This is a genomic window from Photorhabdus africana (assembly GCF_035181445.1).
Taxonomy (GTDB): domain Bacteria; phylum Pseudomonadota; class Gammaproteobacteria; order Enterobacterales; family Enterobacteriaceae; genus Photorhabdus; species Photorhabdus laumondii.
The window spans coordinates 71184-83891 of the sequence record NZ_JAXBVE010000012.1 but is presented as its reverse complement, the minus strand read 5'-3'; the positions used below and the strand labels follow the sequence as shown (position 1 = coordinate 83891).

At 41.9% G+C, this 12708-nt stretch carries 5 protein-coding genes; 4 read left to right on the top strand and 1 reads right to left on the bottom strand.

Annotated features, from left to right (window positions below; translation table 11 throughout):
- The first annotated feature begins 29 nt into the window (after window positions 1-29).
- From hpaB to dtpB, 3 genes are all read left to right on the top strand, one after another.
- Window positions 30-1592: a 4-hydroxyphenylacetate 3-monooxygenase, oxygenase component gene (hpaB, locus tag SLS51_RS09215; protein WP_011145338.1), complete on the top strand. Its 1563-nt coding sequence runs from the start codon at window positions 30-32 to the stop codon at window positions 1590-1592.
- Between the two features lie 19 nt (window positions 1593-1611).
- Window positions 1612-2130 carry a 4-hydroxyphenylacetate 3-monooxygenase, reductase component gene (gene hpaC / locus SLS51_RS09210; protein WP_323837596.1) on the top strand — a complete coding sequence of 173 codons (519 nt, stop codon included), beginning with the start codon at window positions 1612-1614 and terminating at the stop codon, window positions 2128-2130.
- A 414-nt stretch (window positions 2131-2544) separates the two neighbouring features.
- Window positions 2545-4014 (top strand): dipeptide/tripeptide permease DtpB, encoded by a 1470-nt coding sequence (gene dtpB / locus SLS51_RS09205; RefSeq protein ID WP_323837594.1) that lies wholly within the window; start codon window positions 2545-2547, stop codon window positions 4012-4014.
- Between the two features lie 135 nt (window positions 4015-4149).
- On the opposite strand, the gene SLS51_RS09200 is transcribed toward dtpB, so the two are convergent.
- Window positions 4150-4869 carry a class I SAM-dependent methyltransferase gene (locus SLS51_RS09200; protein WP_323837592.1) on the bottom strand — a complete coding sequence of 240 codons (720 nt, stop codon included), beginning with the start codon at window positions 4867-4869 and terminating at the stop codon, window positions 4150-4152.
- 892 nt (window positions 4870-5761) lie between these two features.
- Here SLS51_RS09200 and SLS51_RS09195 point away from each other — a divergent pair.
- Window positions 5762-12391, top strand: coding sequence for a Tc toxin subunit A-related protein (locus tag SLS51_RS09195; protein WP_323837590.1), 6630 nt, complete (start codon window positions 5762-5764; stop codon window positions 12389-12391).
- The last annotated feature ends 317 nt before the right edge of the window (window positions 12392-12708 follow it).

The following is a 12708-nucleotide window of genomic DNA, read 5'->3' as shown; positions in this document are numbered from 1 at the left end:
GCGCTTTTTATGACGACTGTGAGGTAGACATGAAACCAGAAGATTTTCGCGCCGACAAAAAACGTCCTTTCACCGGTGAAGAGTACTTGAAAAGCCTTCAGGATGGCCGCGAAATTTACATTTATGGCGAACGCGTAAAAGATGTCACGACACATCCCGCATTCCGCAATTCTGCTGCTTCAATTGGTCAGTTGTACGATGCCCTGCACGCCCCGGAAACCCATGATACCCTGTGCTGGAATACCGATACCGGCAGTGGCGGGTATACTCACAAATTCTTCCGCTTTGCTACCAGTGCGGATGATCTGCGCCAACAACGTGATGCGATTGCTGAGTGGTCACGTCAAACCTATGGCTGGATGGGCCGTACACCTGACTATAAAGCGGCCTTCGGTAACGCACTCGGCGCATTCCCTGAATATTATGGCCAGTTCGCTGATAACGCCCGTGTCTGGTACAAACGTATTCAGGAAACAGGCGTTTACTTTAACCATGCCATTATCAATCCCCCCATCGATCGCCATAAACCCATCGATCAGACACGCGATGTCTATATTAAGCTAGAAAAAGAGACTGATGCCGGTATCATCGTCAGCGGCGCAAAAGTGGTAGCAACTAACTCAGCACTGACTCACTATAACTTTATTGGTTTTGGCTCCGCACAAATAATGGGAGATAACCCTGATTTCGCTTTGATGTTTGTCACGCCAATGGATGCGGAAGGCATGAAACTGATCTCCCGCGGCTCCTATGAATTGGTAGCAGGTGTAACAGGTTCCCCATTCGATTATCCCTTATCCAGCCGTTTCGATGAAAACGATGCGATTCTGGTGATGGATAAGGTCCTTATTCCTTGGGAAAATGTCCTGATTTACCGTGATTTTGACCGCTCACGCAACTGGGCAGTTCAAGCAGGTTTCGCCAATCTGTTCCCATTACAGGCTTGTGTACGACTAGCAGTGAAACTGGATTTTATTACTGCCCTGCTACAAAGGAGCCTGGAATGTACCGGCGTGATAGAATTCCGTGGTGTTCAGGCTGACCTGGGTGAAGTGGTTGCCTGGCGTAACCTGTTTTGGTCACTGAGTGATGCGATGTGGGCAGAAGCCAAACCGTGGAAAGGCGGCGCTTATATGCCGGATACCCAAGCAATACAAACTTATCGCGTTATGGCACCAACGGCTTACACTAAAATTAAGAATATTATTGAAAGTAACGTCACCAGCGGCCTAATTTATCTACCATCTAGTGTACGTGATATGAATAATCCAGAAATTGATAAATATCTGGCCCGGTATGTTCGGGGTTCCAACGGAATCGATCACGTTGAGCGCATTAAGATTTTAAAACTGATGTGGGATGCCATTGGTAGTGAATTCGGTGGCCGTCACGAGTTGTACGAAATCAACTACGCCGGAAGTCAGGATGAAATTCGTATGCAATGTCTGCGTCATGCTCATGGCTCTGGCAATATGAAAAAAATGATGGATATGGTTGATCGCTGCCTTGCTGATTATGATCAGCATGGCTGGCGGAGGCCACATTTATACAACAATAACGATATTAACCAGTTAGATAAGCTGCTGAAATAATCGGTAGCAGGAGGCCAATATGTCCTTAGAAAATGAACATCGCCTGCGTTTCAGAGATGCGATGGCGAGTCTGTCAGCAGCGGTGAATATCGTCACCACCGATGGCCATGCCGGATGCTGCGGCATCACGGCCACCGCAGTATGCTCAATCACCGATACGCCACCCACGCTGATGGTATGCATTAACCGTAGCAGTGCTATGAATACCGTTTTTCAGGAAAATGGCCGCCTGTGTGTCAATATTTTAAACCACGAACAAGAATTGATGGCACGTCACTTTGCCGGTATGACCGGAGTCAGCATGGAAGAGCGCTTTCGCTGGAATATCTGGCAGAAAGGAATATTAGGTCAACCGGTGTTAACCGGCACCCTCGCCAGCCTTGAAGGTGAAATTGAACAGGTTCAAGAAGTGGGAACGCATAACGTGTATCTGGTTCAGATTAAACATATCACGGTGAGCGAACAAGGCCACGGCCTCATCTATTTTAAGCGTAATTTCCGTCCAGTTATGTTGGAAATTGAAACCGCTACAGTTTAACGGCTTCTCCATCTGGCAGTGATTGTTCTTCCACTATTCAGGCCATTCAGGGCCTGAATAGTGTTCTGTTGTCAACGCATATATCTATACCCGTCATCTTTCAAGTTGCCTCTTTGTTGGCTGCCGTCGCGATCCATCTTGAAATCCATAGGGTATATTCAACCTTTTTCCTGATCATTTTTAATATTCACTTTATGAATATAGTTCTAAATTTGATATTAATTTTTATATTAGTGTGATCAACCACCAAGAACACATTTTAACCATATAATAACCTACCGAGTTCATGATAATTTGGACAAAGTTCAAAAAAACACCACGTTAGCGATACATCATGTTATAAAAATGTCAACTATCAGGCATTTTCGTATGTATTCCAACATATAAATAATGACTCATCAGAGGCAATCAACTATGAATAAACCCGCATCCATCGGTTTATTACAACAACCCAAGCCGTTCTTTATGATTTTCTTCGTCGAGCTTTGGGAGCGATTCGGCTACTACGGTGTACAAGGCGTTCTTGCTGTCTATTTTGTACAGAAATTGGGATTTTCCCAAGAACAAGCGTTTATTACCTTCGGTGCATTTGCCGCGCTGGTTTATGGTTTGATCTCGATTGGCGGTTATGTAGGTGACCACTTACTAGGAACTAAACGAACCATTGTGTTGGGTGCCATTGTCCTGGCAATTGGCTATTTTATGACGGGCCTTTCTATCCTACACCCTGATTTAATTTTCTACGCATTGGGAACGATCGCCGTTGGTAACGGCCTGTTCAAAGCCAACCCGGCCAGCCTGCTGTCTAAATGCTATCCCCCCAAAGATCCTCGTCTGGATGGGGCTTTTACGCTGTTTTACATGTCAATCAACCTCGGCTCGCTGTTCTCACTCGCTCTCGCGCCTGTTATTGCGGAAAAATTTAGTTATGCCGTTACCTACAATATTTGTGGTATTGGGCTGATTATTGCTTTGTTAGTCTATATCTTATGTCGCAATACAGTACGTAATATTGGTTCTGAACCCGACCATCAACCAATCAACTATAAAAACCTATTCCTGGTATTAGCAGGAAGTGTTGTGATGGTTTACGTCTGTGCATGGCTGATGCACAACGTGAAAATAGCCAATATTGTGCTGATTACCCTATCTGCTATCGTGGTGTTTATCTTCTTCCGTGAAACATTAAAACAGGATAAAGCTAGCCGTAACAAAATGTTTGTGGCTTTCATTTTGATGCTTCAAGCTATTGTGTTCTTCATCCTGTATGCACAAATGCCAACTTCTCTCAATTTCTTTGCCATCCATAACGTTCACCACCAGTTGCTTGGTTTTGACATTAACCCGGTCAGTTTCCAAGCGCTTAACCCATTCTGGATCGTCGTTGCCAGCCCGATACTCGCCGCCTTATACACTCACTGGGGCGCTAAAGGTAAAGACCTCACAATGCCAGCTAAGTTTGCTGTTGGTATGTTCCTGTGCTCTTTAGGTTTCCTCACTGCCGCCGCTGCCGGTTTGTGGTTTGCAGATGAACAAGGTTTGACCTCCCCTTGGTTTATTGTTCTGGTTTATCTGTTCCAAGGCGTCGGTGAATTGATGATCAGTGCATTGGGCCTGGCAATGATTGCAGCCCTTGTTCCTCAGTACCTGATGGGTTTTATTCTGGGAATGTGGTATTTAACTCAAGCAACTTCCTCCTTACTCGGCGGCTATGTCGCAGCCCTTACCGCCGCACCGAAAGGGATTACTGACCCATTGCAAACATTGCCAATCTATACCAGCGTATTCGGCAAAATTGGGATTGCGACCTTCATTGTCGCGATCATCATGGCGGTCACCGTGCCGTGGCTAAACAGTATGATGAATGAAAAACAAAAAATATGACTTGAGCTAAAATAAAAAACCTCGCCAAAGGAGAAAATACCGCTCGCTCACCCCGGTCACATAGTTATCTATGCTACCGGGGATTCGCTCCCTTGCCGTCGCGATGCATCTTGAAATCCATAGGGTATAGAGCATCTAGAATTTAGTCGCTTTGAACATGGCAAAAGGTGGGTAACATCGTAGATCTCCAGTATCCTCTAAAGCATCCGCGTCATTGTGTTCAAAAAGCTCAATAGTTTTGAACCCGGCCTCGTTCAAGATTTGGTAATATGTATCTTTATGCCAATGCGTATCTGAAATCTTAAAAATAGTTCCATTTGGCAGCTCTAAATACACTGGCTTGATTTCTCCATCATTGTATTTTTTATTTAGATCGCCACTCATAAAAGATTTGAATTTAATCCCACAAGAATCTGGATTAGTATCCAATACATAAAAAATACCACCAGGTTTTAATGTCCTGTGAACCTCCTTAGCGATTTTCAAAAGATCAGACTTTTCACTGTTAGTAACGAACACGTAACAGCATATAGCTGCGTCGAAAGTATTATCATTGAAGTTAAGGACATCAGTTGTAATTTGATGATAAGAACTATTGCCACGATTGATATTGCTGGCGGCTTTGTCCACCATGGTTTGTGAAATATCTACTCCCGTTACCGTCTTTATGCCGCCAGCAATTAGTCGACGTGACACTTTCCCACCACCACAACCGTAATCAAGAACCGATACGTTTTGCCCCAAGCTCTCCTTAAGGTTCTCAATCAACGGCGCGTACCCAAGTCTCTCCTCCAAATAATCATCATATTGATCGAATAAATTTGAAGCCTCTTCATTCATCCAGTTAGTATTCATTTGTTATCTCATATATGTGTAGTAATAACCAAAATTGCTCTTTAAAGTCCTTTGGACTTTTCGCCTTATATCCCTGTCCGCATTGGACGAAAGTTTACGACGGTTTTTGCAAAGAAAAAACATAACTAAGTTAAATAAAAGGTCTAACAGGACCTAAAATAATAAATTGATTTTTGCAATACCTAAATCATATTTAGCAATATCGATTTTTCTTTAAATTGATCACTCTCCTCCAGAACCCCATTGTGAAAAAAATTCAATATCAAAATGACACAAATACAACTATGTGTATATAATTATTATCCATATATTGAGTCTAGTCACAATATTCCTTTTTTTACCGGAAGTTTCTTGTATATTATACCAAATCAACTTTAATCCTGCATTTTCAAATTAATTGGGTATATTATCATTCTAAAAATAATTTTAAAAAGATAATAACCATATTCATTTAAAATCACTACTTTTCACAGACTAATATATAGTCGCAATAATTACTACAATGATAACCAAAAAGAAAAAATGTCTTTTCTAATTATCCCCTTCGTTCATCACAAAATATTAATCACTTTACTTTCCATAAAACGGCATTCAAAACAATAGCAATTGTTTCATAGATTTATCATTACTTAGATTAATTATTATTTACGTGATTATAAATTTTGTTATTGCATTGCCACAGGCATTTAGAGAAACAATAGATAATAACGTTATGAAATAGTTAATGACCGAATGATACCGTTTTATCTACCCGTTATTTTCAGCCTATTTCAACCCGTTATCAGGCGTCGTATTTGCTGCCTTATTTTAATGAATATCAATAACTTTTTTATTGTATTCATGATACGCAGAGCAGCATAACTACCTTATTTAACATTTAAAAGGAATAAACATGAGCACAATCACGCCAGAACGCCCCGAAACGACACAACAGGCACAAAAAGCTAACCGACTGCATGAAGCGAGTATCCTCAAACGTGCTAATCCTCAATTACAAAATGCGGTACATCTTGCTTTAACCACGCCTCATGCCGATCAACAAGGTTATAACAGTAAATTTGGTGGCCGCGCCAGCCAGTATGTCGCCCCCGGCGCAGTTGCTTCCATGTTCTCTCCCGCTGCTTATCTGACTGAACTTTACCGTCAGGCACAAGATTTACACGCAAAAAATTCCATTTATCATCTGGATAAACGCCGCCCGGATCTAAAATCACTGATACTCAACCAGCAAAATATGGATGATGAAGTTTCTACACTTTCTCTGTCTAATAAAGTGTTGCTGGAAGGGATTAAGACACTGACCGGGCAGGAAGGCCATACTCATGTGATGAAAGCGCTATCAACCTTTCGCTCTTCTGGCTCTCTGCCATATCACGATGCTTACGAAAATGTACGTAAGGTTATTCAGTTACAGGCTCCGGTATTTGAGCAAATGAGTCCATCCCCAGAAACAGATATCGCTAAACTGAAATATCAAGCTTCCCTGTTGGGGATTAATATTTCCATCTCTCCAGAACTATTTAATATCCTAACGGATAAAATTACAGATGACAAAAAGGAAATTAAAAGACTCTATAAAAAAAACTTTGACGATATTCAGCCCTCTTTAATGGCAACACTAGAATATCTAAAAAGCTATTATCATTTGACTGATGAAGAAGTTAATCAGTTTATTAACCAACAAAATATCAAACGAATACATAATAAAATGAATGCCGAATATGGCAGCCAACAACCCGCTCAATATTATCTACTCAAGCTTAATAAGATTATTCTTGTATCACGAGCCACAGACATGGCACCAGAAATCCTTAAAAAAATTGCCTCTAGTAGAACTTATCACGCAATATCCCAACCTATGGAAGTCATCCTAGAATATAGCCCTACTATATACGATGAACTGAATGACATACCAGACATCAATACAGCGAGATTAAAGAAAATATTTCGCGTTAAATACTATATGCAACGTTACAATATTGATGCTGAAACTGCATTGATACTATGCAATGCACCAATTTCAAAAGACTACTATAGCCCTAGCCCCGATCAATTTAGTCGTTTATTTAATACCCCACCATTAAATGGCCGGGATTTCTACGTTTCAGATGAAGAAATTGATTTAAGCCAAAACAGTGCTGATAGCTGGCAAAAAGAGGTACTTAAACGTGCTTTTAATGTCGATGATATATCACTTTATCAATTACTCAAGATGACTCATCGTAACAATGGAAATGGAAAAATAATCAATAACTTAACTAATATTTCTTATCTCTATCTGACCAAATTACTAGCAGATGTCCATCAATTAACTGTTAACGAGCTGAATTTACTGCTAATTGCCATAGGTGAAGGATCAACCAGTTTATCTGGGATCAGTGATGATAATCTGTCTGTTCTGATTGACAAACTTTATAACGTTACCCAGTGGTTGCATGCACAGAAATGGAATAAGTACCTGTTGTTTATGATGACCACCACCGACTATAACAAAACCCTGACGCCAGAAATCCAAAACCTGCTAGATGCTGTCTACAATGGTTTGCAAGGCCTTAACAGCGAAAACGAGGCAAATCTTCTGTTGAAGATCTCTCCCTATATCGCCGCCGCTCTGCAATTACCGTCTGAAAATAGCGCTTACTATATGCTCACTTGGGCAGATCAACTAAAACCCGGCTCTGGTGCAATGACAGCAAAAAAATTCTGGAAATGGTTGCAATCTCAACACACCCCAGAACAATCAACTACTGAGACAGAAGAACAAGCCGTCCAATATTGCCAATGCCTGGCACAACTAGCGCTGATTTATCATTCCATCGGCCTTAGCGAAAGTACCTTACGTCTGTTTGTCACAAAACCACAACACTTTGGTCTTACCGCAGGAGCAACGTCAACACACAATGCATTATCACTGATAAAACTGACGCGTTTTACTGACTGGGTTAACTCTCTGGGGGAAAAAGCCTCTTCTATTCTGACCGAATTTGAAAAGGGAACATTAGAAGCCAAACAGTTAGCTGATGCCATGAGTCTTGATAAAAATCTACTGGAGCAAGCCAGTACTCATGCACAAGTTAATTTCTCCAACTGGGCATCTCTCGACACCATCCAACAATGGGTGAATATCGCGCGTCAATTAAATATCTCTCCACAAGATGTTTCTACATTGGCGCAAGTATTAGACATAGAACCTTCCACTGACTATAGCCAATGGGAAAAAATAGCGGCCATATTAACCGCCGGACTCGATACCCAACAGGCCAACACCCTGCACACCTTTCTGGATGAATCTCGCAGTACTGCATTAAGCGAGTACTACATTCATAAGGTCGCTAACGCAGGTGCAAAAATTAAAAACCGTGATGATCTGTACCAGTATTTATTGATTGATAACCAAGTTTCCGCCGCCATCAAAACTACCCCGATTGCGGAAGCTATCGCCAGCATCCAACTGTATATTAACCGGGCACTGAAAAACATGGAGGGAAACTCAGTCTCGCAGGTTGCCACCCGGCCATTCTTTACCGATTGGGACAAATACAATAAACGCTACAGCACTTGGGCCAGCATTGCTAAGCTCATTTACTACCCTGAGAATTACATCGATCCGACGATACGTATCGGGCGAACAAAAATGATGGATACGTTGCTGCAATCCATCAGCCAGAGTCAATTAAATACCGATACGGTAGAAGACGCCTTTATGTCTTATCTGACGTCGTTCGAACAGGTGGCTAATCTGGAAATTGTCAGTGCCTATCATGACGACATCAATAGCAATCAGGGATTAACCTACTTTATCGGACACAATAAAACAGAAGTGAATCAATATTATTGGCGTAGCGTGGATCACAATAAATTCAATGACGGTAAGTTTCCTGCTAACGCCTGGAGTGAGTGGCACAAAATTGACTGTCCAATAAATCCCTATAAAGACACTATCCGCCCGGTAATTTTCCAATCTCGCCTGTATCTGATCTGGCTGGAACAAAAGAAAATTGCTAAACAGGCCGATAATAATAAAACCATCGAATGTTATTATTATGAACTAAAACTAGCGCATATCCGTTATGACTGGACTTGGAACACACCAATAACCTTAGAAGTACATGACAAAATATCCGCTGTTTTGAAAACATCAGATTTATTGGACCAATTGCAAGAGTACCAAAAGCAATTAGAAGATAAACTGCAAGAACAGCAGGAACTTGTAGAACTACTAAAACCAATCACACCACTGAATCCAGTAAGTCCACCACAACCTATAGCGCCACTAGAATCATTGCAACTATTGCCACCGCTAATAGAACAACGGAAAAAACAACTGGCGCAATGGGAGAGAGAGTTGATTGAGCAGGGACAATCAACGACAGAGATAAGCGTAAGGGAAAAACAGCTGGAATTGAACCAACAGGATATTCAGAAGGAGTTGGATCGATTAGAGCCAGAGCTAATAAGAAAACAACCAGGGTTCTACTGTGCAAATCACCAAGATAATAAGTTGTTAGTCATATTTTATCAAAAACAGGATGCACTGGATAAATACACAACAGATGCGCCAATAAAAGGGCTACATATCTCCTCAAATATATTACCCGAAGATATCAATCTCGGAGATTACATACTTAATATTCATAACCAATTTGATATCGATATTGGCGTCAATAGTATCATTAAGGTGAATAACCGGTATGAAGTCTCTTCATCAATAGAGATAAGTGACAATAATATCCTGACCCTTTACCACGACACAAACGGAGCGCAGTATATGCAGTCAGGCGGCTATCGCACTCGCCTTAATACCTTGTTTGCCCGTAAATTAGCCAGTCTCGCCACCGCTGGAATTGATACTATTCTGAATATAGAGACCCAGAATATTCAAGAGCCTACTTTATGGAATGATAATTTTATTGCAACATTACCAATATATAGCTCAAGTCATCACGGTAACAGCAAAAATATCACAATAATGTTAGGCAATGACACGGAAAAACCTGACGAAGAAAATATCATTTATCAGGGTGAATTAAAGGATGAAATTCAATTAATTGATCTTTCTCAAACTTATATATCCGTAATAAATGGCAATAATAGTACTAAGCCAGGAAATGAGATAAATAATGGCGAATGTTGGATTTATTTATTTGTAAAATACTCTGGAGATCCAAAATACATTGGAGAGTTCTGGTTTATTAATAAAACTAATTTTCAAGGTTATTATCCAAAATATTCTATGGAAAATATTGATCCTATTTTTACAGAAAATAAATTGGGAACCGAACCAATGGATTTCAACGGAGCTAATAGCCTCTATTTTTGGGAGCTGTTCTATTATGCTCCAATGCTGATTGCTCAACGTTTGCTACACGAACAAAACTTCAATGAAGCTAATCGTTGGCTAAAATATGTCTGGAACCCATCCGGTTATATTGAGCATGGTCAAATTAAGCACTACCGCTGGAATGTCCGCCCATTATTGGAAGATACCCGTTGGAACGATGATCCATTAAATTCAGTCGATCCTGATGCTATCGCGCAATACGATCCAATGCACTATAAAGTCGTTACTTTTATGCGCACCCTTGATCTGTTGCTGGAGCGTGGAGATTACGCCTATCGTCAGTTAGAACGGGACACACTCAACGAAGCCAAGATGTGGTATATGCAAGCACTGCATCTGTTAGGTGATAAACCTCATCTATCGTTCAGTTCAGAGTGGTGTAACCCGAGTTTAGGTGATGCTGCCAGAACGGAAAAACAGGAAGAACACGCCCAGGCAATGACCGCCTTGCGACAAGGTGATATTAGCCGTCACAGCAACCCGACAGATCTTTTCTTGCCACAGGTCAACGAAGTGATGCAAAAATACTGGCAGAAACTGGAACAACGGCTGTATAACCTGCGCAACAACCTCTCTATCGACGGTCAACCGCTACATCTTTCTATTTATGCTACACCGGCGGATCCAAAAGCGTTGCTTAGCGCTACTGTTGCCAGCGCACAAGGCGGAAACGAGCTACCGACATCATTTATGTCACTGTGGCGTTTCCCACAGATGCAGGAAAATGCGCGCGGTATGGTGAGTCAGCTAACACAGTTCGGTTCCACGCTACAAAATATTATCGAACGTCAGGATGCGGAAGCCTTAAACACGCTATTGCAGAATCAAGCCGCAGAACTGATATTGACCAATCTCAACATACAAGATAAGACCATTGAAGAGCTGGATGCGGAAAAAATCGTACTGGAAAAATCCAAAGCCGGGGCGCAATCACGCTTTAACAGTTACAAAAAGCTATACGATGAAAATATCAATGCAGGTGAAAACCGAGTGATGGCATTACATGCCTCCATTGCTGGCCTCAGCACCACCCTGCAAGCATCGCGTCTGGCCGGTGCTGCTCTTGATCTGGCGCCCAACATTTTCGGTTTCGCTGATGGCGGTAGCCGTTGGGGGGCGATTGCCGAAGCAACAGGTAATGTCATGGAATTCTCCGCCAGTGTGATGAACACCGAAGCGGATAAAATCAGCCAGTCCGAAGCCTATCGCCGCCGCCATCAGGAGTGGGAAATCCAGTGTAGCAATGCCGAAACAGAGATAAAACAAATCGATGCCCAACTTCAATCGCTGACAGTACGCCGTGAAGCGGCAGTGTTGCAGAAAACCAGCCTAAAAACCCAACAGGAACAAACTCAGGCGCAATTGACTTTCCTGCAACGTAAATTCAGTAATCAAACGTTGTACCACTGGCTACGTGGTCGGCTAGCGGCTATTTATTTCCAATTTTACGATTTGGCCGTAGCCCGTTGTCTAATGGCCGAAATGGCTTATCGTTGGGAGACTAATGATACCGCCGCAAGCTTTATCAAACCCGGTGCCTGGCAAGGGACACATGCCGGTTTACTCGCCGGTGAAACCTTGATGTTGAATCTGGCACAAATGGAAGATGCCTATTTGAGGTGGGATCAACGCGCTCTGGAAGTAGAACGGACCATTTCACTGACACAGTTCTATGGAGCACTGCCAGAAAAATCATTTAATTTGGCAACACGCATTTCTACCCTGCTAGCAGGTAGTAAAACTGAACCCGTTGACGATCATCCCGTTACATTAGAAAACGACCAGCTCAGTGCCAAAATCTCACTGTCAGATCTGTCACTGCATAGTGACTACCCAGAAGGCAACGGCGTAGGCAACATTCGACGCATTAAACAGATCAGTGTCACCCTGCCAGCCCTGTTAGGACCATACCAAGATGTACAAGCCATTCTGTCCTACGGAGGAAGTGAAACCGGATTAGCTGAAAGCTGTAAATTACTGGCGATTTCTCATGGAATTAATGATAGTGGTCAATTCCAGTTGGATTTTAACAATGGTAAGTTGCTGCCATTTGAAGGGATAGCGATTAACGATACCGGCACATTAACACTCAATTTCCCGAATGCGACTGGCAAACAGCAAGCCATGTTGCGGGCATTGAACGATATTATTCTGCATATTCGCTACACCATTCGTCAGTAACCATCTCAATCAAACACTAAAAACAGGCTCCTAAACGGGGGCCTGAACCTTTCACCACATTCACCGTCTGCCTTCTTACCTGTCTAGCGCTCGTTATAACAGAGATATTTCCTTTTCTCGTGAGTCCGATTACCTACTATAAAATATCAACCCTCTTCTTTTTCGTAGCATGCAATATGTAACAAATGCAACTATTTCATTTGGTTATTGTTAACTAATTATATTACTTATGATGTAATTATAATTTTTGTTATTGCATCACAACAGCCATTTAAATAAATAATAACGTTACGAAATAGTTGATAGTTAAATGGTGT

Coding starts and splice junctions, on each gene's coding strand:
- hpaB (WP_011145338.1), top strand. CDS start 30: ATGAAACCAGAAGATTTTCGCGCCGACAAAAAACGTCCTTTCACCGGT.
- hpaC (WP_323837596.1), top strand. CDS start 1,612: ATGTCCTTAGAAAATGAACATCGCCTGCGTTTCAGAGATGCGATGGCG.
- dtpB (WP_323837594.1), top strand. CDS start 2,545: ATGAATAAACCCGCATCCATCGGTTTATTACAACAACCCAAGCCGTTC.
- SLS51_RS09200 (WP_323837592.1), bottom strand. CDS start 4,869: ATGAATACTAACTGGATGAATGAAGAGGCTTCAAATTTATTCGATCAA.
- SLS51_RS09195 (WP_323837590.1), top strand. CDS start 5,762: ATGAGCACAATCACGCCAGAACGCCCCGAAACGACACAACAGGCACAA.